Source organism: Enterococcus sp. AZ194 (assembly GCF_051713825.1).
GTDB lineage: Bacteria > Bacillota > Bacilli > Lactobacillales > Enterococcaceae > Enterococcus_K.
In genome coordinates this window covers 3,548,268-3,574,259 of record NZ_JBIOQR010000001.1, presented here as the reverse complement: position 1 = coordinate 3,574,259, position 25,992 = coordinate 3,548,268, and the positions used below count along the sequence as shown (strand labels likewise).

20 protein-coding genes are annotated in these 25,992 nt (G+C 36.9%); 19 read left to right on the top strand and 1 reads right to left on the bottom strand.

What is annotated here, in order from left to right:
- Nucleotides 1-112 precede the first annotated feature (112 nt).
- The 11 genes from IGI37_RS16660 (at nucleotide 113) to IGI37_RS16610 (ending at nucleotide 13,372) form a co-directional block, all read left to right on the top strand.
- Nucleotides 113-1,864, top strand: a complete 1,752-nt coding sequence (locus IGI37_RS16660) for a class C sortase (RefSeq protein ID WP_438763194.1) — start codon at nucleotides 113-115, stop codon at nucleotides 1,862-1,864.
- A gap of 256 nt (nucleotides 1,865-2,120) precedes the next feature.
- Nucleotides 2,121-2,726 carry a signal peptidase I gene (gene lepB / locus IGI37_RS16655; RefSeq protein ID WP_438763193.1) on the top strand — a complete coding sequence of 202 codons (606 nt, stop codon included), beginning with the start codon at nucleotides 2,121-2,123 and terminating at the stop codon, nucleotides 2,724-2,726.
- 19 nt (nucleotides 2,727-2,745) lie between these two features.
- Complete coding sequence (locus tag IGI37_RS16650) at nucleotides 2,746-3,480, top strand: hypothetical protein (protein ID WP_438763192.1); 735 nt, start codon at nucleotides 2,746-2,748, stop codon at nucleotides 3,478-3,480.
- Nucleotides 3,481-3,532: 52 nt separating this feature from the next.
- Nucleotides 3,533-4,084, top strand: a complete 552-nt coding sequence (locus IGI37_RS16645; protein ID WP_438763191.1) for a TetR/AcrR family transcriptional regulator — start codon at nucleotides 3,533-3,535, stop codon at nucleotides 4,082-4,084.
- Nucleotides 4,081-6,111 carry an immunoglobulin-like domain-containing protein gene (locus tag IGI37_RS16640; RefSeq protein ID WP_438763189.1) on the top strand — a complete coding sequence of 677 codons (2,031 nt, stop codon included), beginning with the start codon at nucleotides 4,081-4,083 and terminating at the stop codon, nucleotides 6,109-6,111. Before IGI37_RS16645 ends, IGI37_RS16640 begins: the two co-directional genes overlap by 4 nt.
- 665 nt (nucleotides 6,112-6,776) lie before the next feature.
- A complete protein-coding gene (locus tag IGI37_RS16635; RefSeq protein ID WP_438763187.1) occupies nucleotides 6,777-8,051 on the top strand; it encodes a nucleotide sugar dehydrogenase in 1,275 nt (424 codons plus the stop codon).
- 599 nt (nucleotides 8,052-8,650) lie between these two features.
- Nucleotides 8,651-9,595, top strand: coding sequence for an ABC transporter permease (locus IGI37_RS16630; protein ID WP_438763186.1), 945 nt, complete (start codon nucleotides 8,651-8,653; stop codon nucleotides 9,593-9,595).
- A gap of 13 nt (nucleotides 9,596-9,608) precedes the next feature.
- Nucleotides 9,609-10,529 carry a carbohydrate ABC transporter permease gene (locus tag IGI37_RS16625; protein WP_438763185.1) on the top strand — a complete coding sequence of 307 codons (921 nt, stop codon included), beginning with the start codon at nucleotides 9,609-9,611 and terminating at the stop codon, nucleotides 10,527-10,529.
- An 11-nt stretch (nucleotides 10,530-10,540) separates the two neighbouring features.
- Nucleotides 10,541-12,082, top strand: coding sequence for a sugar ABC transporter substrate-binding protein (locus IGI37_RS16620; RefSeq protein ID WP_438763184.1), 1,542 nt, complete (start codon nucleotides 10,541-10,543; stop codon nucleotides 12,080-12,082).
- A gap of 19 nt (nucleotides 12,083-12,101) precedes the next feature.
- Entirely contained in the window at nucleotides 12,102-12,716 is a 615-nt protein-coding gene (locus IGI37_RS16615; RefSeq protein ID WP_438763183.1) for a DUF624 domain-containing protein, read from the top strand.
- Between the two features lie 20 nt (nucleotides 12,717-12,736).
- Entirely contained in the window at nucleotides 12,737-13,372 is a 636-nt protein-coding gene (locus tag IGI37_RS16610) for an SGNH/GDSL hydrolase family protein (protein WP_438763181.1), read from the top strand.
- A gap of 100 nt (nucleotides 13,373-13,472) precedes the next feature.
- Here the strand turns inward: IGI37_RS16610 and IGI37_RS16605 are convergent, their stop codons facing one another.
- Complete coding sequence (locus tag IGI37_RS16605; RefSeq protein ID WP_438763180.1) at nucleotides 13,473-14,579, bottom strand: GntR family transcriptional regulator; 1,107 nt, start codon at nucleotides 14,577-14,579, stop codon at nucleotides 13,473-13,475.
- Nucleotides 14,580-14,771: 192 nt separating this feature from the next.
- Between IGI37_RS16605 and IGI37_RS16600 the strand changes: the two genes are divergently transcribed.
- From IGI37_RS16600 to IGI37_RS16565, 8 genes are all read left to right on the top strand, one after another.
- Nucleotides 14,772-16,091, top strand: a complete 1,320-nt coding sequence (locus tag IGI37_RS16600; protein ID WP_438763179.1) for an ABC transporter substrate-binding protein — start codon at nucleotides 14,772-14,774, stop codon at nucleotides 16,089-16,091.
- Complete coding sequence (locus IGI37_RS16595) at nucleotides 16,084-16,968, top strand: carbohydrate ABC transporter permease (RefSeq protein WP_438763178.1); 885 nt, start codon at nucleotides 16,084-16,086, stop codon at nucleotides 16,966-16,968. The genes IGI37_RS16600 and IGI37_RS16595 overlap by 8 nt, the downstream gene beginning before the upstream one ends.
- A complete protein-coding gene (locus IGI37_RS16590; RefSeq protein ID WP_438763177.1) occupies nucleotides 16,955-17,791 on the top strand; it encodes a carbohydrate ABC transporter permease in 837 nt (278 codons plus the stop codon). Before IGI37_RS16595 ends, IGI37_RS16590 begins: the two co-directional genes overlap by 14 nt.
- A 41-nt stretch (nucleotides 17,792-17,832) precedes the next feature.
- Nucleotides 17,833-20,925 (top strand): alpha-mannosidase, encoded by a 3,093-nt coding sequence (locus IGI37_RS16585; protein WP_438763176.1) that lies wholly within the window; start codon nucleotides 17,833-17,835, stop codon nucleotides 20,923-20,925.
- A gap of 12 nt (nucleotides 20,926-20,937) precedes the next feature.
- Nucleotides 20,938-21,654, top strand: coding sequence for an alpha/beta hydrolase (locus tag IGI37_RS16580; protein ID WP_438763175.1), 717 nt, complete (start codon nucleotides 20,938-20,940; stop codon nucleotides 21,652-21,654).
- Entirely contained in the window at nucleotides 21,654-22,610 is a 957-nt protein-coding gene (locus IGI37_RS16575) for a DUF1861 family protein (RefSeq protein WP_438763174.1), read from the top strand. Before IGI37_RS16580 ends, IGI37_RS16575 begins: the two co-directional genes overlap by 1 nt.
- Nucleotides 22,611-22,681: 71 nt before the next feature.
- Nucleotides 22,682-24,331 (top strand): phospho-sugar mutase, encoded by a 1,650-nt coding sequence (locus IGI37_RS16570; protein ID WP_438763173.1) that lies wholly within the window; start codon nucleotides 22,682-22,684, stop codon nucleotides 24,329-24,331.
- Between the two features lie 299 nt (nucleotides 24,332-24,630).
- On the top strand, nucleotides 24,631-25,497 hold the full coding sequence (locus tag IGI37_RS16565; protein ID WP_438763172.1) for a MerR family transcriptional regulator: 867 nt from the start codon (nucleotides 24,631-24,633) through the stop codon (nucleotides 25,495-25,497).
- The last annotated feature ends 495 nt before the right edge of the window (nucleotides 25,498-25,992 follow it).

The window sequence follows — 25,992 nt, the reverse complement described above, 5'->3', positions numbered from 1 at the left end:
AAGAGCGGAATCTCTGCACCCACCATTTATTCGGATGCTAAGAGTCAGAGATATCACTTAAAAAAGTTATGTCTCTGGCTCTTTCTTCATCTAAGGAAGGAAGGAGAACCAAATGGTCGATCAATCCAAAATGGAGAAAAAAAAGCCGACAGTTTTGATGCTTTTTGCTTGCTTCATGATTCTTGTAGGGACACTTATTTTGATGTATCCAATTGTTGGGAATTATTTGGCGAATCGAGAACGAAGTGAAGCTGTTGCACGATATGATGAATCAATGAAAAAGCTATCAGAAGAAGAAAAAGAAGCGCAACTTCAATTAGCCAAACAATACAATGACTATATATACAAAAAGCAACAAGGCAAGCAGTCAGATCCGATTGTTTATACAGCAATTGCTAATGAGGGAACTGTCATGGGGACCTTAGACATTCCTGCATTAGATATTACCGCGCTGCCATTTTATCACGGAACATCGTACCAGACCTTGGATAAAGGACTGGGGCATTTTGAACCTTCCTCCATTCCTATCGGTGGGAAGAATACACGTTCAGTGATTACTGGACACAGTGGAGTTCAAAATCAGGTTCTGTTTACCGATATTAAAAACCTTAGTGAGGGCGATTTGTTTTTTGTGAACATCCTTGGCAAACGCCTCGCATATGAAATTGACTCTTTCGAAGAAGTTCTGCCTAGTGAAGTAGAAAAAGTGAAAGTCATTTCCGGAAAAGATACGGTCACCCTATTAACGTGTACACCACCAGGAATTAATACCTACCGTTTACTTGTTACAGGGCATCGAATTCCTTATGAAGAAGCGTTGACTAGAAAAATTGTTAAACGGAATGTCTGGAGCTATCAAACAATTGTCCTTCTTACTTTAGGAATGAATGTTTTCTTTTGTTTAGTTCTACTTTTAAGTTATCGGAGACAAAAAAAGCGAGTGCAATCAAATGACCCCGTCGTTTCTGCTAAAGGGAAAAGGAGTTTGAAACGCTTGCTTGTAGTGACAAAAACACTGTTTGTATTATTATTTCTCACGATGATGACTGTTTTAGGTATTGCTATCTATGGTTATCTTCATATGCAAGAAGAGACTAGAATCGCCCCCATTAATATTGGGGTTGAAGAAGAGCTGAGTGCCTTCAACTTAGACAAGATTCAAAAAGCAAACTATGAAGAAAAACAAATTGCAAGTGTCAATGTAGCCAATTATGCAGAAGCAAAAAATGCTTTTCAGCAAACCACTAATACTTGGGGAATTGGTAAATTAGTGATTCCAAAGGTTGCGATTGATTTGCCTATATTGGCTGGCTTAGCGAATGAAAACCTATTATCTGGGGTTGCTACGTATCGTGTGGATCAACAATTAGGTAAAGGGAATTATGTATTGTTGGCGCATAATATCTTTGATAAAGATGTGCTATTGCATCGGATTCAACAGCTGACAACAGGAGATACGGTATATACGACGGATTTTAAAGATGTCTATGTTTACCGGGTGACAGTCAATAAAGTCATAAAAGATACAGAGGTTGAATACGTTGAAAAAGAACAAAACGGTCGTCAAGCTTTAGTGACTTTACTGCGATGTGAGGGAGATATTGGCACAATCTATCGACGGGTGGTCCAAGGGGAGCTTAGTAGTGTTCAACCATTAAAAACGGCAGAGGATTCACTTGTCAAAGAGTTAGGGTTGACTCATCAAAAGATGAAGAAACAATTACTTGTTGAAGATCCAATCACTTCCTTCGAAAAAACAAGTATGCATTTAGCTGCAAAGATTATTTCTGAGCCGATGCAGACAATCGTCCCATTATTTCTTCTGTTTTTAATGCCAATCTTGTGTTTGAATATGGTTCATTAAGATGAGAGAAACACAGACGCGAGGAAAAAACAATAAGAAGACGAATAAGAAAAACAACGAGAAGACGAATAAAAAAAGAAACCAAATACAAGCGAGCCAAAAAGGAAAACACGCGTCACTAAAAAAGAAGGATCAAAAACGAACTCTGAAGAAGCAGAGAGACATCACTCTGGAGGAGAAAAAAAAGAAACAGAGGAGCAAAAAAACTGGTGTAAACGAGCAAATAAAGAAAAAATCTATCAATCAAGTAAGACAAATGAAAGAAAATAAACAAGAAGAGAGGATGTCTCGACCCCAGCATAAAAAAAAGCGGCGGCGTAAGCAACATACTGTGCAGCCTAAAAAAAGGGGCCCAAAAAAAAGGCGACAAAAAAAACGTGTCGTCTATGTTTGGTGGAGTATTGGACTCTTAGCTAGTTTATTCGGATTTTTTCTGTGGGTATTTTATGTTTCCTATACGGTTCATCCAGTAGTTGGTACTTCTATGGATCCGGCAGTAAAAGATGGTGCAACCGTACTATTAGCCAAAGAAGAACCCTTTATTCGTTATGATGTAATTGGATTCTCTGTGAAAGGAGAAGACAATCATTTTGTAAAACGGATTATTGGTTTACCAGGTGATCCTATTTTTGTGGCAGGGAATCGATTGGTTATTGATTTAGAGGGAGAAGGAGCCTTTACGACGACGTATAGTGTCACGCTGACAGAGACTCTGGCCAAAGCCTGGCAAGACCAAACACGGATTCCTAATGATTGTTATTTTGTGTTAGGCGATCATCTTCAAGTATCAAAAGATAGTCGAAGCTTTGGCTGGGTTAAACGTTCCTCTATTAAAGGACGTGTGCAATGGATACAAAATTAAGTATGAAAAGAGGTGTTTTATGAAATGGCTGAATTGGTCAATAGGACTCACGCTAGTAGGAATGCTTTTACTTATTTTACGGAGGTGGCAGAGACAGTTTCAACTGAATCATTATAAAAATAAGCAACAACCTGCGTTTCAAAAGAAATTTTTAGCCGTTCAGCGACGGGAGACAGTTAAGCATGTCCGCGTATTATTGATAAGTAGTCTAGTTATTCTTTTGACTCTTGGTATATTAGTTGGTCAGATAATACAACTAGAAGCTTACTGGTATCAGCTAAAGGTTGAACAGAGGCGGATAAAAGAGGAAATGATAAAAATGAAGACACAGCAAGCGTATTTTTTTGAAGAACAATCAGTAAAAGCGTATCCACAAGAAGGTCTTGGCTTAAAAGGAGACGCGTGGCAACGAGTGGTTTCGAGCAATGAATCACGTAAGGTACAGGGGCAGTTGGAGCAACAGATTTCGCAGAAGCTTTCCCCCTATTTTGGAGGGCTCTTAGCGGTTATTCGTGTGGATGTTAAAGAAAAAGGTGCGATACTTTCTCTTCAAATAGAAACAAATTCTGAAGAGGAAGTGGAAAAAAATATCACAAGTCTACTGAGGGAACTTTGGGAAATTCCTACAATAGCAGAGGTTGAAATTCAATTGAGCTTTCCAGAAGGCACAAAAAAAGAAATGAGCGTCCGACGATTGATTCGAGAAGAGGGAGCATCGAACTGGACAGCTTTCACAGAAACAAAAAAATCTTAAAAAAAGATCAAGCAGTGAGCATAAATAAACCAAAGAAAGGGGGATAGAACGTATGAATAAACAACGATTTACCTCAGAAATTATTTTAAAAGAAGCGTATCAGTTAGCTGTACAGGAGGGAATTAGTCAAGTGACTGTTCGCAAATTAGCTCATCGAGTGGGGATGTCTACACAGCCAATTTATTACACGTTCAAAAATATTGAGCAAATACGTGAAATAGCTATCGAACAAATATTTATACAAATAAAGGCACATTATTTTAAAGAATCTTCTTCTTTAGGAGGATATATCAATGATTTAGGTACTTTTTTTTATGAAGAGTCTGCGCTATATCTTTCGTTAATTACTGATCGTTTGACGTATACACCTACGCAACAATTTTTATATCAAACTTTTTGTCAAAGTGTGAAAGAGCTTGAACTGACAAACGAAAAAAAGCAGCTGATGTGTGGGCACATTGTAGGCGTGTTTACTTCCTATTTCATTTTAGAAAATGTGAACAGAAAGTCAGAAAGAGAGAGTTGGTTAAACTCTATGCAGCAACAAGTGAGACAGATGTATTTAAGCGAAGAAGAAAACAAAAAGGAGAATGGACTTAAATGAAAAGCAAAAAACTTGCAGTGGTGTCATTGCTTACGTTAATAGCACCAACATTATTGAACACACAAACAGTTATTGCGGAATCAATAACAAATACAGTGGAGGAACAGCCAGCAACAGAATCAGTTTTAGCTGAAACGGTTCATTCTGAAGAAGCGTATGCTGAAAAGCTTTCAGTGGAAGAGGTTGCTGAAAAAGAACAGGCAACAAAAGAAGCAACCAAAGAAACCGTGAAAGAAACGACAACTAGCGAGTCTAGCCAGCCAGAAACAGCTTCTCAAACAGAAGAGACAAACGCAACGACTGAACGAGAAGCGGCACCAGCTGTACAAGAATCTGAAGAACCATCAGCGAGTGAAGCACCAGTGAACGAAGCACCAGTGAACGAAGCACCAACTAACGAAGCAACTCCAGAAGTAGCACAACCAGAAGCAGCTACTTCTCAACCGGCACCACCAGAAGTAGGAATTGTCCTTCCAGATGAACCAGCGGCGGCAAACCAACCTCGTTTTTCTGGTTTAGCAGCGAAAACAATCAAGTTAGGTGGCCCGTTCAATCCGCTGGCAGGAGTTCACGCAACGGATGATAAGGATGGAGACCTTACAAGCAAAATTACTCAAACAAATAACGTGAATGTGAATAAAGTAGGTAGCTATAAAATTACATATTCAGTCACAAATTCGGCTGGAATCACCGCAACAAAAACAGTGGATGTTTATGTATACGATGAGAAAGCAAATGGCAAAGCCTTAAAGATTTCTGTAAAGGATGTAACGGTCACGGATTCAGAAGACGTGCGTGCAAAAATTCTTGCTGGAGTGAAAGTGACAAAAAGTGACGGTACTGTAGCGGATCCTTCAACATATGATATTGCAACGATTGGTTCTGCAGGTGGCGGGGTTGTTGGAAATTATACAGTGACAATTGTTGTTCAAGATAAAACCACAGGCATTGTGACAGAAGCGACAGTGAAAGTGACAGTTATCGCAGGTGTAACTATCAAAGCAACGGATAAAACGATTTATGTGGGACAAGCAGTTGATCCGTTAAGCTTAGTTACTGCGGTCGATCAAGCGACAGGTCAAGCATTAGGTAGTTATGATGTGACTAAAGATACAGGAATTTTCTATACGGGAGCGGTTGATACGGCAACACCAGGTGTCTATACAGTGAACTATATTGCGAAAAATTCGACAGGTTCAGTGGCAACAGCGACAGCTAACGTAACGGTAGTGGAAGCAAGTGAGCCAACGATTGTGGCCTCAAATCAAACAGTTGTAGCGGGAACAAAACTAACGGATGCAACTATTTTAGGTTGGGCGAAAGCCAATGACGTTGTAGATGGTGAAAACTTAGCGGTGAAAGAGTACACAGTAGCCGAAGGGAAAATTGATACAAAAGCAGTTGGTTCGACCTACACCATCACCTATTCTTACACAAATTCTGCTGGTAAAACGGGAACAAAAGTGATTACATTAACCATTTCCAAGTATCCAGCACCAACGCTTAAAGTGCCAGCTGAAAAAGTGATGTATGTGGGTGATGTCTTAACTGAAGAGATGATTTTAAGTTGGGCAAAAGCAGAGAATGCAACGTACGTTGGATTTGTTGTTTCAAGTGGAAAAATTCTCGTAAATAAACTGGATAATACATTGGTTGAACCAGGTGTTCACACCATTGAATACTTAGCCGCAAATGAAGGGCGGCAAGAAGTAAAAATGACAATGACGTTGACAGTCTTGGAAAAACCAGTGGATGAGGAAAAGCCAGGAAAAGAAGCGGAGAAAGATTCAGAAAAAGAACAGAAAGATTCAGAAGAAACAACTGAAACGGACAAGGATCCAAAAGCAACAAATAATAAAAAGACAACAAACAATAAAAAAGCAACTGTTACACAAACAAAAGCCATCAAAAAATCGACAAAACAATTACCTAAAACAGGGACACAAAATGATGGACAACTTCTTTCTGTAGTAGGAGTGTTCGCTGTATTAGCGGCATTCTTCCTGAAAAGACGGAAGCAAAACTGATTTTTTATAACAGCAAGATAATCTAGGTGAGCTATGTTAAACGGGCAAAAAATTCTATGATGTATGTGGATGACGGACTCTATTTGAGAAACTCAAATTACTTTGTGGATTGCTAGTTTGAACTAGAGTGAAAAACTAATTAGCTATTATTGGTTATTTTCACCCTACTCATATTGAACCGACTGCCAAAATTAGACTAAAAGTCTAACTTTTAGCGGTCGGTATTTTTTATAATTGAAATAGAAATTTACTATCGATCAATCCAACTATTTTAAGTCATTTGATAGGATAATTTTTTTTGTTAGTATAGAATACAAGCAGGTGATTGTAGTTATGATAGAATAGATTTTGGGTTCGCTAGTTGTTTTAGGTTTACTAGCTAATTGATGGAGAAGAAGGAGGCAAGCCTTTTTCCGAAAGGGCTATTTTTTTATCTCTGTCTTTAATCAAAAAAATATAATTATTTTTTAAAAAAGGAGTATTTATTTTAAATAACGCTATTTCTTTAATTCGTTATGAGGTATGATTAAATAGCGTCCAAATAATAACTTAAGTTCATTTTATTTGTTAATAAAAGTAGCATTTAATTATTTGAAAAATAACGAATGTTTGTTATTATTTTATAAATGGTCGTTTGAAAACATAGAGTAGAAAGGTCGGGATTTATGAAAAATCAGCATCAAAATTTAGAAAAGAAGATTATCCAAAAAGAGGCGAAAGTAGGAATTATTGGTTTGGGATATGTCGGGTTACCTAATGCCATTTATTATGCGTCTCAGGGGTATCAAGTATGTGGGTTTGAGATTAATGCTGTACGAGTGAACGCATTGAGACGAGGATCCAGCTACATAGAAGACATTTCAGATGAAGAAGTTCAACAGTTTATCGCAAGTCACAAGGTAGTCGATACATTTACTTACATAGCTGAACAGGATGTTGTGATTATTGATGTTCCAACACCCATAAACGAAGATCGACAACCAGATTTGTCGTATATAAAACGTGCGGTAGATTCGATACTTCCGTACATTCATCCAGGGCAACTAATTATTTTAGAAAGTACGAGTTATCCTGGGACGACACAAGATTATGTCGTTTCACCTTTGAAAGAATTGGGCTTTACTATCGGTGAAGATATTTTTGTAGCGTTTGCTCCTGAACGTGTGGATCCAGGTAACACAATGTTTGAAGTACGAAATACACCAAAGTTAGTTGGTGGAATGACTACAAAATGTACCCAACTTGCACAAGCTGTGATTGGTGCTCAGGCAATTCCTGTAAGCTCTATGGAAGTAGCGGAAATGGCAAAGGTCTATGAGAATACGTTCCGGTTTATAAATATTAATTTAGCTAATGAACTTCGCTCAATTTGTGTGGCGATGGGGATTGACCCTTACGAAGTATTGGATGCTGCTAATACAAAGCCATTTGGGTTTATGAAATTCACTCCTTCAGTGAAAATCGGTGGACATTGTATTGGCGTCGATCCTTATTACTTAAAATGGCAAGCAAATCAGAGAAATGTCGAGGTTCCTTTAATTGATGCCGCCAGCTTAGTGGAACGAAAATCTCTGAATCAATTAATTCAAGAAGCAATCATTTTACTAAGTAAGAGACCGGTTCCGTTAATGAAAGCAAGAGTTGCTATCTTGGGTGTAGCTTATAAAAAGAATGTAGCAGATACACGTATGAGTGCGGCTGTTGATGTGACTAAGAAGCTGGAGGAGTATCAGCTGAAAGTTGATTTATATGATCCTCATGCTGAAAAATTAATGATTGATAATGAAGCACGTACTGTGATATCTCCAACTGTTCAAGAAGTGAAAGACTATGATTTAGTCATTTTACTAACAGATCATGACGGAATTAACTACGGAAAAATTAGCGAAGAGAATCACTTTTTTATAGATACAAAAGGTGTTTTATCACCTAAACTATAGATGAAAAGAGATCGGACAGAAGCGTTTAACTCCGAGAATTAAGACCTTCAACTCTAGCATGTCCTATGTGTAGAGGTTGTTGAGGGGTGGACGCAGCCTTTCAATTCTTAAGATGTTTCACCTTTAGAATTGATGAGATTGTGGAGTTCTATACCCATCATTTATACAAATAGAGCGTGAGCCATGACTTAAAAAGTTATGGCTCACGCTCTATTTGTATATCTGTTTCTTAAAGGAGAGTCTAAAAAATTCCTTCAAATTAGTTGTGAATTATTTTCTACAAGAGGGATATCTCCATATTTTTTGTTAGTAAACTCATTAAATTGGCCTATACAAATCGGATTTTCTTAAAATAATAAATTATATTTTTACAGAATAAAAAATCGTTAAATGAGACCGTTTCTAATCATGGGATATCTTAGATTATGATTTATTATTTTAAAATCTAATTATATATTAAAATATAATTAGATATAAGTTGTTTTGTAGGAAGATGACAACGAGTATCCTATAATTACTTTTGAAAACGGATACAAATTTATCGATGGAAAGGAAAGGTGGCTGTAGTGTGGGAGCTTTTAAAGAAAGGGAGATGAAGAATGGAACAACGTGTAGAAAAAAGCACTGAGGAAAGAATAAAGATTAATAAACGCAGTAAGCTGGTAAAGTCTTTCCCATTATATTTATTGCTATTACCCTCTTTATTGATTTTAGCACTTTTTGTTTACAAACCTATGTATGGATTAATTATTGCGTTTAAAGATTATTCTCCAGCACTTGGTGTATTTGGTAGCCCATGGGTTGGCTTCAAACATTTTGATCAATTTTTTCATTCGTATCAATTTATACGAACGTTAAAAAATACATTAATGATCAGTCTCTACAGTATCTTTGCAGGATTTCCTTTACCAGTGATTTTGGCATTGTTAACGCACCAGATACGAACGGGTAAATTTAAGAAAACATTCCAAGTCATTACTTACCTTCCACATTTTATTTCAACAATGATTATTTGTGGGATGTTAATTATGTTCTTATCACCAAGAACAGGACTAATCGCTATTGTGTTTAAACAAGTTGGTATTGAGGTGCCCAATATTCTAGCGATGCCGAATATGTTTAGTAGCGTAGTTGTATGGTCTGATATTTGGCAACATTTAGGTTGGGACAGTATCATTTATCTTGCTGCATTAGCTGGAATTGATCCGACATTATATGAGGCAGCTACAATGGATGGTGCTTCAAAATTTAAGAGAATGTTGTATATCGATTTACCCTTGTTAATGCCAACTGCAATCACCTTGTTGATTTTAAGAACGGGCGGCGTTCTGAGTGTTGGTTTTGAGAAAGTATTTCTACTACAAAACCAAATGAATCTACAAGTCAGTGAAATCATTTCTACCTATGTTTATAAGATGGGGATGTTGAATTCACAGTACAGCTTATCAACAGCTGTGGGACTGTTTAACTCAGTTGTTAACTTTATCATTTTGATATTGGTAAATAAGATTGCAAAACGTATGACAAACACAGGATTGTTTTAGAAAGAGGTGTATTATGGAGATTTCGAAATCAAAAAGCCATTTAAAACGAATGCCTTTAAGCGAAAGAGTATTCGACATTGGTATTAAGTGTTTATTCGCTTTAATTATCATCGGTATCTTATACCCTCTTTGGTTTATCATTATCGCTTCATTTAGTAACCCGCAAGCCGTTGCTAACGGAGAGGTATTGTTAATTCCTAAAAAAATTAATCTTGAAGGGTATAAGGCGCTATTTTCTGCTGGACTAATTTGGAGAAGTTATCTGAACACGATTATTTATACTTCTGTGGGCACATTATTTCAATTAGTGGTCAATTTGCCAGCGGGTTACGCATTATCCCGTAAAGAATTGGTCGGCAAAAAATGGGTGGTTGCTTTCTTTACGATTCCGATGTTTATTGGAGGGGGATTGATTCCTACTTATTTGAATATTAAAAGTCTTGGGCTGTTGGATAATCCGTTAGTATTGATTATTCCAGGTGCCGTTTCTACTTACAATATTTTTGTTATTCGAAGCTTCTTTAAAGAAAATATCCCAGAAACCTTATGGGAAGCAGCTCAGATGGATGGTTGTTCAACAATTCGTTACTTTATTAAAATTGTTTTGCCACTCTCAAAGGCGATTATCGCAGTTATTGGATTATGGGTTGCAGTTGGAATTTGGAATTCTTGGTTCGATGCAATGATCTATATCAAAAATCAGGACCTGCATCCTTTACAGATGATTTTACGAAGGTTGTTGATCATTAATGAGGGGATTGGCTCAGGTGCAGCATCTGCAGCGGGAAATGCATCCAATGAAATGATGAGGCAACGCTCGGAAATGATGAAGTACGCTGCGATGATTGTTTCTACGCTACCGATTATGTGCGTCTACCCATTTCTACAGAAATACTTTAATCAAGGAGCTTTGATTGGCTCTGTCAAAGAATAGGAGAAAAAAATATGAAAATGAAGAAGTTAGTAATGAGTGCGTTTATTGCCACAGCAGTCACATCGCTTGCTGGGTGCGGAGGAGGTACAAAAGAGAAAGCAACAAAGGATAAGAATGAATTTACGGTTGTCAATATTCGGTATCCTGAAAGTACAGATGTCTATTTGAAAAAAGGCTCGGTTGCTGATGCTACAAAAGAAGCTGGAGTCAAAATTAATTGGGATACGTATACCACATTGGAATGGCCTGATAAAAAAGGCGTTGTATTAGGTGGTGGCGACTTACCGGATGCTTTTTGGGGGAATACCGCTTTACAAGATGCGGATATTGCTAATAATGAAGCTTCATTTATTCCTTTAGAAGATTACATCAATGAAAAAACGATGCCAAACATGACTAAAATTTTTAAAGAAGATCCTAAAATGAGAGCTATTGTAACGAATGCGGATGGTCATATTTATTCATTGCCTTCAAGAATGACCGGTCGAGCAAAAGTTGGGAATCAATTAGTGATTAATCAAAAGTGGCTTAAAAATCTAGGTTTAGATATGCCCGAAACGGTTGAAGAATTGGAAAATGTATTATTAGCATTTGCAAAAGAAGATGCAGACGGTGATGGAGATAAGACGAATGAAGTCCCATACACAGGTTTAGGGTTTCGAATGTTGTTACCATGGGGAATTGAGGTAAGCTCAAGTCCAATTACTTGGATGAACTATGATGGAAAAGAGTTGTATTATCAACCGACAACAGATTTATATAAACAAACAATCCAGCATATGCATAAATTGTTTAAAGAAAAAGCTATCGACCAGGAATTCTTTACCCAAGACTGGACCTCGTTGATGAATAAAATCACTGAAGTCTCTGTTGTTGGAGTCGCTGACAGTTATAATCCATTAGGAATGGGTAAGGAGCGTGGTGAATATGTACCATTACCAGCCTTGACCGGACTCGATGGGAAAAAACATGTGCTGATGGATCAAGATCCGTATTCGCGTAATCAATTTGTTGTGACAAAAAACTGTGAGAATCCAGAAAAGTTACTCCAGTGGGTTGATAAAATGTACACCGAAGATGCAAGCGTACAAACGTATTTTGGTCCTTTTGGAATGTGTACAGAAAAAAATGATGATGGGACGTACACCTTATTGACGAATGATGAAGGGAAGTTGCAGGATGATTATGCATTAAATAACTCGATGCGTGACTGGGCCCCTCAGTACGGGAGTGAAGCACTCGATAAACGAATTAAAATGTTAGATGACCAAGGAGATGGTTATAAACACAAAATCTCAGCACCATTGGAATCTTATTTAGGAGAACAGTACCCAATGCTGAACTATAAAGCTGATGAGCAACGTGAATTGAGTACGATACAGGCAGACATCGATTCATTTGTGACTTCTAAACAAGCCGAATGGGTAACCAATGGAGGAGTTGAAAAAGAGTGGAACGATTATATTAGTCAGTTAAAACAAATGGGCTTGGATCGTTTCTTAGAAATTCAAAACAATGCATTAAAACGTTACAATGAGGAGCTTAAAAATTAACAGACAGAGACGTGATTGAATGAGAAAACTATTAAATGTCGACAATCCAGTAGTAAGAAAACTAGGAATTTTTCTCGATTTTTTTCTTCTAAACATTGTCGTTCTTTTCACTTCGTTGCCGATAGTGACAATTTTTGGGAATGGAATATCGTTGTATTACGTGATGAATAGGTACGATGCGACACTTAATCAGCCAATAATTAGAATCTATTTAAAGCAAGTAAAACAAAATTTTTGGACAGGAATTAAATTATTTTTCATTTTTATGCCACTAGGGTGTTTAGTCTTGCTTAGTTTTAGCTTTAGTTTCTCTTTGACTGGTTTTATTGCACTGTATTCTAAAGTCGCTGCATTAGTTGGGCTTTTGATTTTAAATGTGCTAGCAAGTTCAGCTTTATTTTACTTCTCAAGGTATGAAGCGGGCTTTGGTGTTTCACTCAAAAGCTCAGCAGTCATTGCTTCAAGAAGCTTTAGTGTGATATTGAGTGGGTTTCTTGCAATGATAGTGGAAATATTTTTATTACACCCAAGTGGCCTGCTAACGCTACTCTATATAGTAACCTTTGGCGGAATCTGTGGCGTTACTTATTTAAATTATAAACTGTTGTTCCCAGCGTTTAAAAAGTATGAGTGATAGTAATGGAGGAAAAAGAAATGAAGATTTTATTTAATGGCGATAGTATTACAGATGCATGTAGACGTGAAGATCCGGATTTTGGATTAGGATATGGTTACCCATTGTTCTTGACAGCGTTACTGAATGAGTATTACAACAATCAGAAAATTGAAGTAATAAATCGGGGGATTAGTGGAGATCAGATTGCGGGGATGAATTCACGTTGGCAGGAAGATTGTTTAGACTATCAACCAGATTTGGTTTCAATTTTGATTGGTATTAATGATGTTGGGTTTAATGAAGAAGCGGAAAGCTTTGGAACACTCGAGGAGACGGCACGTTATGAGACAATCTATCGAGAGGTCTTAGACAAGACTAAGGCTGCAGGCATCGAGAAAATTGTGTTGATGGAACCATTTGTAATGCCTAATGAAGTGGATCGTAGTCATTGGCGCAAAGACTTGGATCCAAAAATTCAAGTGGTTAGAAAACTAGCTGCTGAGTACAACACTGTACTGGTTAGTTTAGATGGTCTATTGAATCAACTTTGTTTGGCTAATGGCGCTGAGAAATATACCCGTGATGGTGTTCATTTGGTACCGTTAGGAAACAAGGTAGTTGCTGAAGCATGGATGCAGGCAGTAACTGAACGCTTTGGTAAAGAGTTTAAATAAGTTTTAATAGAAAGAGTCCCTTCTGTGCCCACCGTTTATTTAGATAATAGGAGCCCGGGGCATAACTTCAAAAAAAGTTATGTCTCGGGCTTTTCTACTATTATTCAGAAATATCTTTTACAGAATCGCCTTGTGCAAGGACGCCTATAGTAACAAACTTCTCAATTTTCGAGTTATCTTGAATTTTGCTATGGAGCATCCGAATACTTTCTTGGCCAACTTCATATTGATTTTGTTCAATATGAGTAACGATAAAGGGCTGTTTTAAGAAGTTACTTATAGGATGATCGTAACAAACTAGTGAAATATCATTAGGAATGTTCAAGTTTAGTTGGCGACAGGCTTCGCCTACCAAAAGAGCAGTCTCGTACTCGGTAGATAATATGGCTGTTAACTCCGGATATTTTTGAAGAAATTCTTTGATACGTCTGATGTCTACTCTCTTTTCTGTCTCAGTATTTTTTGAGTCAGAGGTAATGAAGTGTTGAATATATTCAGAATTTAAGGCGAGCCCGTTGACTGCATGGGAATTGATAAAACCCTTTTCTCGTTCTTGAACGGTTGAAATACGTGTACTAGAGCTAAGAAAGCCAATATTTCGATGACCGTTTGAGAACAGATAGTTTGTCAATGTTCGTGCTGTTTGTTCATTGTTTACCGTAACAGAATTTACTGGCAATCCATCGAGAACACGGTCAATCACAACAAACGGAAAATTGTTTGAAATCATTTTTAATAAGTTAGGTGATAAGAATTCAGAAGAAGTGGGCAAAAGAATAATTCCTTCGACACCTGCTTCAATGAGGTCTCTAATCAGTTCATCTTCTCTTTGAGTATCGCCATTACTTTTTTTTATGATTATTTCATAGTTGTTGGGGTTATTGTCAAGAATACCGTTTAGGATTTCTTCTCCAAAACTAGAGTCGAATCTAGTGAGAACAACGCCCACTAATGATTTATTTGTTGGGCTATCAACAATTTCTTTTTTTACGTGATTATTAATGATAATGGAGCCTTCTTTGGGTTTTCGAGAAATATAGCCACTTTCTTTTAACTCAGTAAGAGCTCGCTTAATAGTGATAGCGCTGACCCCATAATAATCAATTAAATTTTTTTCTGATGGCAGTGTTGTACCTAAGGAGTAATCTCCAGAAATAATTTTATTTTCGATGTCATCGTAGACTTTTTCGTATAATTTTTTTTTCATAAACTATCTCCAGTGTCATATTTTTTATAAATCAATAGTACACTATTTGATTATCAAATTCAATAATTATATTTATATATTTAATTACATAAAAATATAATTAAAAAACTAGAGGAATGTTTTAACTCGTGTGGCACCATGCTACACTAACACTTGTAAACGAATACATGATTTTACGAGGAGGAATAGGATATGAAAAAACAAATGATTTTATGCACAGTTGCATTCTCCGCGCTAATGCTGAGTTTGGCTGGATGTGGAAGTGGGAATGATAGTAAGGCCTCAGATGGAAAAACAAAAGTAACCTTTTGGGCAGCTCCCAATCCCCCAAATCTAAAGTATTGGCAATCGATGGCTGAGAAGTATGAGAAAGAAAATAAAGATGTCGACGTAGAAGTTACTCAAATGAAAGAATCACCTACTTCAGAAGCAACCCTTCAATCCGCGATTGCTTCTCAAACAGCACCAACATTATCTGAAAATATTACAAGAAGTTTTGGTGCTCAGTTGCAAGAAAGTAAAGCGTTAGTTGATTTTACTAAAGTTGATGGGTACGACGAATTGGTTGAAAAACGGAATATGTCTGAGACTATCAAGAGTTGGGAATTCAGTGATGGCGGCCAATATGTCTTACCATTAAGCTCAAGTCCTATTATGATTGCTTGGCGGAAAGATATTTTAGACGAGTTAGGATTTACCGAGGCACCAAAAACTTATTCCGATGTTTATGAAGTTGGAAAAAAATTGAAGGAGAAATATCCTGATAAATTTATTTTTGCCAACGATGGTTTCGCAGATCCTACAGCTTGGTTACGTTGGTTGGACTTCTTCCCGTTTTATGAAGCGGCAAGTAAAGGTGCTGGTTTTGTGGAAGGGAAAAAATATGTTGCTGATGAAGGAGCAACAAAAGATGTCTTAAGTTTTGCGAATAAACTAAAAGAAGACAAATTGGTAATTACTGAACAATTAAAAGATGCTTTTGAGACAGGTAAAGCAGTCGCTACTTTCTTTAGCCCTGCCAATTTACCTGGTTGGAATGAACGTTTCCCAGAATTGAAATATGGCGAAACCTACTATGTTACTGCACCAACTGTACCGGATAACATGAAGGATGAACGCGATATTTATACATTTGGGAACACAAAAGGCGTGGTTATGTATGCACAAGCTACGAAGGAAGAACAAATAGCAGGAATGGATTTCTTGAAGTTTGTCTACGGATCTGCCGACAATGATATGGAATTATTGAAAACAACGAGTTCTTTACCAAGTCGTGATGATGCTTTAACGAATGAGGCCTTTACGAATTTTTACAAAGAAAACCCTGTGTTTGAACCATTCGCAGAAATTACACCTTTTGGGGCACCCCCAATGGACAGCGCTAAATTTAATGAAATTCAAACAAAAATTGGTGAAGAGGCCTGGATTCCAGCTATTCAAGGGAAAAAAGAGGCGGATAAAGGTTGGACAGATTTGACTAAATCTGTTGAGGAGATTTTAGGTAATGAATAGCAATAGACAAAAAAATAGACTGGGCTTGATTTTGACTAGTCCGTACCTAATATTTACGACGACATTTTTTATTATTCCATTAGGGTGGTCGTTATGGTTAGGCTTTACCAATTGGAACCTTATTTCGCCAGATTTTTCATTTGTAGGGTTGAGTAATTTTCTACAAGCACTGAAAAGTAAAAATATTTTTGCCTCATTTGTCTCTACGTATAAATTTTTGATTGTGCTAGTCCCACTGTCGTTTGTGATGTCTTTAATGATTGCGGTAATTGTTAATAAGTTGCCACGTTTTAAAGGGATTTATCTAGTGTTGTTTTTCTTACCTTATTTGTCTAGTGGGGTTGTCTCTTCATTAATTGTCAAAGGGATACTCTCTTATGATTCCCCCATTAATCATTTTTTTAGAGATAGACTAGGTTTAGAGATTAACTGGTTAGGGAACCCTGTAACAGTCATATTCGTGATATCTTTTATGATTGCTTGGAAAATGTCAGGGTATTATGCATTGATTTTGGTATCTGGATTGAACAGTATTGATCCTGCTGTGTATGAAGCGGCAGAAATCGATGGCGCGTCGAAAATGAAACAGTTTTTTAGTCTTACGATGCCGCTAATGTATCCGGCGTTGTATACCGTTTTAACGTTAGCTGTTGGTCTATCTTTTGGTATTTTTATAGAAGCCTACCAATTGACTGGTGGAGGACCGGATTTGGCAACGAATACTTGGCAGTTAGAGATTTATAATCAAGCGTTTGTCAATTTGAATTCTGGCTATGCATCAGCAATTGCGATTATTGCTTCAGTTGTCACATTTGCAACTATTGGTGTAGTTAAATTTTTAATGCAGAAATGGGGAGAGAAAAATGGCTGGAGTTAAACAGATAAAGACTGGTTTGATAATCAGATATACATTGGCTACATTGATTTTATTCATCATGATCTTCCCCTTTGTTTATATGGTTTTACAATCCTTTGCACCTTGGGATCAGGTTGATCGAGTGTTGATACCTACTCAATTTACTTTCAGATCTTGGCAGTGGTTGTTTGGTAATGAGGTTACTTCAGGGGATGCCCCCTGGCTACAAGCTTTTTTTAATACAGTATTTGTTTCGACGGTTTCAACAGTCTTACAAATTTTGTTTGCCGTAATGGTTTCATACGCATTAGCGAAAATCCCGTTTATTGGGAAGGTTCAGATAAATAATTTCATTTTATTTCAAATGTTTTTTCCAGGGATTATTTTGTTAGTGCCACAATTTTTAATGACAACTAAAGTTGGTTTGATAGATACCTATGTCGGAATGATTTTACCTGGACTGATGAATTTATGGGCAGTCTTTATGTTTACTAATTTTTTTAAAGCAATTCCTGATACGTTGATTGAAGCGGCTAAGTTAGATGGTGCAAAAGAGAAGGACATCTTATTTCGGATTGTTTTACCGATGTCCAAATCGATTACGACGGTGATTTTTTTATTCTTATTTACAGCTCGATGGACAGATCTGTTATGGGATATGTTAATGACTAAGAGCCATGGAACTTTGACTCTAAACGTACTGTTATCACAAATGTTTGGCCCTTATGAAAGCTATCCTGGACCGATGTATGCAGGCTCTGTGTTGTTAACATTTCCGCTAATCATAATCTTCCTACTATGTTCCGGCCGGTTCAAAGAAGGCATGGATTTCGCATTGAAATAAAAATGACTAAATATTTTACTCTGAAGGAGAAGAGAGAACTTATGTTTTTTACAAATCAAAAGTTAGAAAAACGATTAGAAGAGATTCGTTTTCATATGTTTCGTAATCGTATGCCCATTGAGGGTTGGATGATGAAAGAGGATGAAACGAAGCAGATTAAATATCCACCAGCAGTAGATAAGACCTGGCAAGTAATAAAAGCCGGAGATCAATGGCAAGGTCGTGACTCTTATTATTGGTTCCAAGCAGATTTTCAAGTACCCAATTTTAGTGAGGAAGATCGATTTGCAATGATTTTTGATTTTGGGAAAACGTCTTTGGCAAACTTAGGAGGTTTTGAATCACTCTTATTTATTGATGGCGTTCCCTATCAAGGGGTGGATACTTTCCATAAAGAAACTTTTCTAGAGTTTAAAGAGTATAGCGGAAAGAAAATTACTTTGTCATTTAAAGCATGGTCTGGACTGGAAGCTGGAGGTCCTGAACGAGTGCAACAACACGTATTTAAATATGCAGATTATGCACTACTAGATGAAGCCACTAAGGATTTATATTATTTAGGTCATAACTTACTGGGCACAATCCTTGCATTAGGGGAAGATGCACCTGAGACGGCTATTTACAAACGTATATTGAACAGTGCCCTAAACAAGGTTGATTTAAGTTATCCAGGATCAGAAGAGTTCTATATTTCTACTCATCTGGCATGTACGTATTTAACTAATGAGGTATCAAAATTACCAAAAAATTCACCAGTTAAAGTAGATGTGGTGGGGCATACTCATATTGATGTGGCTTGGTTATGGCGCTTAAAACACACGCGAGAAAAAGCGGCGCGTTCTTTTTCAACGGTCCTTCGTTTAATGGACGAATACCCTGAATACATTTTCTTACAAACGCAACCTCAGATTTATGAATATATCAAAGAAGATTATCCAGACATCTATAAAAAAATTCAGGAACGAGTGGCTGAAGGACGCTGGGAAATTGATGGGGCTATGTGGTTGGAGGCTGACTGTAATATTCCATCTGGTGAAGCTTTGGTTCGCCAAATTATGTTAGGGAAAAAATTCATTTCAGAAGAATTTAATCAACAATCAAAATATCTTTGGTTACCCGATGTATTTGGCTACTCTTGGGCTTTGCCACAAATTCTAAAAAAATCTGGTATTACGACATTTATGACAACCAAGATTAGTTGGAATCAATACAATCAAATGCCTCATGATACGTTTAAATGGCGTGGAATTGATGGAACGGAGATTTTGACGCATTTTATTACGACACCAGAACCGGGTCGTTTAGGTGATCCATCTTTTTATACTCGTTATACCTATAACGGATTTTTACAACCGAACATTATAAAAGGTATTTATGACAATTATCATGATAAAGAGTTGAATCAAGAACTCCTCTTGGCTTATGGATATGGAGATGGTGGCGGTGGAGTGAATCGAGTGATGTTAGAAAACCGCCGACAAATGGATAAAATCGCTGGTTTACCAGAAGTGAAAACTTCTCGTGCAGATACGTATTTTGAGAAATTGCATGAAACAGTCGAACATTCTGAGGATTATGTTCATTTGTGGGATGGCGAATTGTATTTGGAATATCACCGCGGTACTTACACATCGCAAGCGAAAAACAAAAAATATAATCGTCGTCTTGAGTTGTTATTACGTAATGCAGAAATTATTAATACGGCAAAAATGTTGGTAGGAAAAGCCTATCCGGCAAAAGAATTGACGACTAACTGGAAAGTGTTGGCACGTAATCAATTTCACGATATCATTCCAGGCTCTTCCATTAAAGAAGTTTATGAAGACTCTGACAAGGAGTATGAAGAATCATTGAGAGCGGTCAAACAATTGATTTCAGAGGAGGTTGCGGTTGACCATCACTTTATCGTGACGAACACCTCTTCATGGGAACGTAATGAATGGGTAGCGTTACCTACAGAGTTTGCGGGATACGAAATCACTGATGAAAAAGGGCATCAAGTGCAGATAACACGTGCGCAAGATAAAAACTATCTCTATGCTGAAAACGTCGCTGCACTTTCTGATAAGACCTATATTCTTAAAGAAGCAAAAGAGTCGACTTCTAGTGAAACAGCAATAAATATCACTAGCGTTGAAACGGATTTTTATACGATTACTTGGAAAGAAACCGGTGAAATTACTTCTATATTTGACAAAATTGTTCAAAGAGAGGTTGTCGATCAATCAGCTAGTGGAAATCAGTTTTTATTATTTGAAGATAAACCACTTGAATTTGATTCTTGGGACATTGATATCTTTTATAATCAAAAATCTAAACAGCTAAAAGCCCAAAATATGAAAGTTCTGACTGCTAACGAACACCTTGTTGAAGTTCAGTTTGACTATCAGTTTGGTGAGTCTACATTGACTCAAGTAATGAGACTCTTCAAAAACTCTCGTCGAATTGATTTTGTTACGAAAGTATATTGGCAAGAACGCCAGCAATTACTTAAAGTAGCTTTTCCTGTAAATGTACGGGCAACTGAAGCAACATATGATATCCAATACGGAAATGTCAAACGGCCGACTCATTGGAATACTAGCTGGGACATGGCAAAATTTGAAACAGTTGGTCATCAATGGGCAGATATTTCTGAATCAAACTATGGGGTTAGCTTGTTGAATGATTGTAAGTATGGATACGACGTCAAAGATAATGTCATGCGTTTGACGCTGCTCAAAGGGGCTATTTTCCCAAATCCAGAAGCAGATATGGGTGAGCATGAATTTACCTATAGCATCTTTCCACATGAAGGAACGGTCATCGAATCAGGGGCAATTCAAGAGGCTTGGCAATTGAATGATCCGATGCTGTTAGGAACAAGTCTTATTTTAGGAGAAAATTTTATTCAGTTAGTGGGATCTGAAACGATTGCGATTGATGCGATTAAACAAGCGGAAAATCAAAAAGGAATCATTGTTCGTTTGCACGAATATAGTGGGGGACGACAAGAGATTAGTTTGAAGCCACAGTTTGAGTATACAAGTGTAAAAGAAACAAACTTGATGGAAGAAATCGAGTCAGAAATAGTCGATTTGGACCACTTACAAATTAAACCATTCGAAGTAAAAACTTTTTACTTTGAAATCTGATGAGGGTATTTTATGGAAGAGATAGTTATTAATCAAACAAAAAATGTGAAAATTAGAATCTTTTCGAAAGTGACTCATCCCAATAAAGTCGGGATTATCATTTTACCTGGTGGAGGATATGAATTTTGTAGCGAACGGGAAAGTGATCCCGTTGCTATAAAATTCAATGAAATGGGATTTCCTGCAGTGGTTATTCACTATTCAGTGGGACCATTTAAATCAGTTGAAGGTGCAATTAAGGATATTAATTCCACGATTGATTTGATTGAGCAACACCCTGAATGGGGGATGGATAAAGAGCGATTGGTATTAGTTGGGTTCTCTGCTGGAGGACATTTAGCAGCAGCGTATGCAAACATGCAACCGAAAGTATCTGTTCTTTCTGAAATCTTAGTTTATCCCTGTATTTTAGACTCGATGAATAAATTGTTAGGTAGTAACACGCCTTCCTTAGATCAATTAGTGACTGAAACGACACCGAAATCTTTTGTTGTCGGGACATTTTCGGATGAGTTAGTACCTGTAGAAAATGCGTTAGCGTATATGAAAGCTTTAGATCAAAACAAGATCCCCTTTGAAGGACACATCTTTCAAGAGGGACATCACGGACTATCCTTAGGTATTGCCGAAACTTCTTTCGGTGAAGAAAAACAAATTGATTCACACTATGCTCATTGGTTTGATTTGAGTATCGAATGGCTAAATAAGAATCTGGAGGATTTTAAATAATGGATGTAAAGAAAGCAAAGATAGATTTTGAACGCTCATTTCAAGTGATTGAAAATGCGACACAAGTGTTTTATGGTGTTGATGGTTATGATGTTTATAATTGTTCGCAGCCGTTTGAATGGAATGGTAAGTGTTATATATTTGGCCGAGTAGAACGAAGAGAAGAGTGGATGCGTTCTTGGGTTCGATTATTTGAAAAATCTGGTAATGATGAATGGACACTGGTTGAGGACTCTATGATTTATCAATTGGAAGATCCTTATATTGCTATCATCAAGAATGAGATTGTTTTTGGTGGGACGCATGTTCGCGTTCAAAAGAATGAATTGGAGACCTTTTATGGTTATTTCTATAGAGGTACGAATATTGATGATTTGTACTATTTCACAACGGGACCAGACTACATGAAAGATATTCGATTAGTCGAATTAGAAGATGGTCGCATTGGCGTGTTTTCACGTCCGCGTGGAGAAGATATCTTAGAAAAATATGGCAGTGAATCGATGGTAGGGTTCACCATCATTGACACATTAGATGAGCTGACAGCTGAAAGAATTGAACAAGCAGATTATTTGGAAGGGCTGTTTAAAGATGGGGAATGGGGCGGATGCAATCAGGCCTTTCTATTAGAAGACGGGATGATTGGTGTCTTGGGTCATATTTCTTATTTAGATGAAGAACAGGAACAATCCGTTTATGCCAATATGTCATTTGTTTTAGACCCCAAAACATTGGCTATTTATGATTATAAAATAATTGCCACTCGAGCTAGCTTTCCCGCTGGACCTAGCAAAAAAGACAATTTGAAAGACTGTGCTTTTACTTCTGGAATGAGTATGCGTGAAGATGGAAAAGCAGACTTTTTCAGTGGAATTGGAGATACTCAAGAGGGACGCTCAGTGATTGAATATCCATTTGCTGAACATGGCCGTATCGTACAAGAAAAAGACAATTAATAAACAGGGGGAGGTTGGAAAATAACTTTATAAGTTATGATCCCAACCTCTTTTTTGAAAGGAGAAAAGAGATGTATAGTAAAGAAATAATCAACTGGCTAAGCTGCGATTTATTAGATGATTCGATGAAAAGAGAGATACACAAAGCAAATGATAAGGAATTAAGCGAGATGTTTGAAGGCACGATAGGGTTTGGTACTGGAGGGATGCGAGGAATCATTGGACCAGGAGAGAGTCGGATTAATCAAGTGACTATATCGCGTTCGGCCTATGGGTTTGGTTGCTATTTAAAAGAAAAATTTTTGTCTGAGGAGATTACCGTAGTTATCGGTTATGATAATCGTCATTATTCAGCAGAATTTGCGAAAGTGTCAGCAGAGATTTTATCTGCACAAGGAATTAAAGTGGCGTTATTTAAAAGGCTAACGGCAACGCCCATTGTGTCCTATGCAATTAGAGAGTTAAAAGCACAAGGGGGCATTATGATTACTGCTTCTCATAATCCGCCACAGTACAATGGGTTTAAAATTTATGATGAAACGGGCTGCCAATTTTTACCTAATGAAGTGGAACAGGTGATAACAGAAATTAACGCGGTCCAAAAGGCGTTCTTATTTACTTGCGATTCGAAATTAGTGACTTATTTAGATGACACAATTGAAGAACAATATTGTCATGCTTTTGATAAATATGTTAACAAAGAACCAAAAGAAATTCGTATCGGCTATTCTGGACAGCATGGGACAGGTAGTATTCCAGTGAAAAAATTATTTGAACACTATGACTTTTCACAGGTTTCTTATGTGAAAAGTCAGGAGTCTAGTGATCCAGACTTTTCGAATACTAAGAGCCCTAATCCGGAAAATCCTGTAGCTTTTGAAGCGTTAATAAAATTAGGAATTGAAAAAGATTTAGAAATCCTTTTAACGACAGATCCAGATGCAGACCGAATGGGTGCGTATTATCTAAGTCATACGGGAGAATATGTCCGATTGAATGGAAATCAGATTGGTGCAATTTTTTCCCGCTATTTATCTGAAAAGGAGTCTAAAATTGCTCAGAAATATCTAGTAAAAACGATTGTCACCTCTGATTTAGGTGCTAAAATAGCTGAAGCTAGTGGGGCCCGTACAGTTGATGTGTTAACAGGGTTTAAATACATTGGGGATGTAATTAACCAGGAGGGAAGTGAAACATTTTTACTCGGATATGAAGAGAGTTTTGGTTATCTATTTAATCCAATTACTCGAGACAAGGATGGGTTACAAGCGGTGATATTACTTTGCGAAATCGCCAATCAATTAAAACAAAAAGGAATGACACTTGGCGATTATTTATCAGATATTTATCAAAAATTTGGGCTATATCTGGAAGAACTTATTTCAATCGAACTAGAAGGAGATACTCATGGAGAAAAATTAGAGAAGTTATTTTCTACATTTGAACAGTCCTTTTCTGAAAAAGCCACAGTCATAGAAAATTATGAAACCTCTCAAATTCATAACGTAGTAAATGATAGCTTTGAAGAAATCAAGTTGCCCAAAGAACGAGTGATTAAGTTTCGTTATAAGAATGGTTCGTGGATTTGCATTAGGCCTTCTGGAACGGAACCAAAGATGAAAATTTATCTGGGTGCTACAGGCACTATGCATGCTGAAGTTGAAAAGATATTACAGCAACTAAAACAAAAAGTTTTAACTGTTCAAAAGAAAGTAGGTTGAGTAAGAGATGGCTACTAGTAGAATTGATACACGTACTGGAATGCTAAGTATGGCAGAATTTTCTAATGGCATTTTTAATTGATTTGTACAGATGTCTGGGAAATGTTGTCTCAATTGAGGAGTGATAAATAAAAGTTTTTAGTAAGTAATTGGCACAATTAACCAGTTGCGAATAATCGACGAGGGATCTGTTGATTCTAGGAGAGCGATCTTTCCAGACAATCCTCCGACTTTCTCTTGACAAGCGTGCGTTTATTTTTGATAATATAGGTGGTTGTGTCTAATGGAGAGATGTTTGAATGGAGAAAACAAATGAGTGTTTAGATGCTGGTCAAATGTACTCTATTGGCGAGGTTGCGAAAATGTGCAATGTTTCCCGCAAAACATTACGCTATTATGAGCAACTCGGATTGTTGAAGCCGGATCATGTATGTTTTGAAAACGGTTACCGATATTATACTGAACAAACGATGAATAGTATTCCTGTGATTAAGTATTATAAGCAGATGGGCTTTAAATTACAGGAGATGAAGCTTGCCCAAAATACAGACAATTATTTTTATCAAGAACAAGAAAATATCTTTTTGACAAAATTAGAAGAGTTGAAACAAGAAGAAAGAAGAATTCGAAACAGTTATGGCGCAATCGCAGAGTGGTTAGGGATGATCAGAGAAGGAAACATAGCAGCTTCTAATCAGTTACAAGAGATTAACGTTAAGTATTTTGATGAAGAAACCTATGTCTACATGGAGCAAGAATTTAAGCGAAACTACATGGATGCAGTGATTAATATTCCGTGGGTCAATTATTTGGAATCTCAGCAATGTGAAATTATGGGCCCGGTTATCCTAGGCTTTGAAGGCTGTGAGGATGAGGCTGAATATCGTAGCTCAAGAGTAAAAATCATGCAAAAGCCAGTGGGACGAGTGGAGGGAAATATTCCAACCAAAACAATCGGTGGGCAGTTTTTCCTTTCGTGCTATCACATTGGGGACCTAGAAACGATTGATAAACAGTATAGCAAAATGCGTGCTTGGGCAAAAGAACATCATTATCAGTGTGATAACGAGGTTTACGAACGACATGTTGTAGATTATTGGTCAACAATGAACGTCGATAGTTTTGTTGTAGAACTGTTGATACCAGCAAAAAAAATCAAAAATTAATTGCTGTATAGTAGTACAGCAAGAGCTTGAATAAAAAAGAGCTCGATAACAAAAAATAAGTCGAAATTTATAAAAATGACCTCTCGTCTTTTTGTAAATTTTGGCTTATTTTTTTATAATGGCTCACTTAAATTGTTAGATGAACTTTTTTTATTAAATGATTTTTAGAAAGGATAATCAATAAAAACCCACTTATTTTGTGAATCAATTTGAAAAGGTTATCCCTAGGGGGAAGTCACTTTTTTTGTCTCCTTAATTAGATTGAATGGCTATTATATCAAGGTTTTTAGAGATTCACTTTTCTTTTTCTAAAAGAGCTTCCTAAAATGGAAAGTGAAAAAATGAGCAATTCAAGCAAATTTCTTGACTTTTCTAGTGAAGGATTTTTTTACTTGTGTACTAAATAAAAAAAAGTTTTTACAGTGAGAAGTAAAATAAGAATAATTATCAAAAGTTGATTTATCAGGGATTATAAAATAAAACCTGTTTCTTATT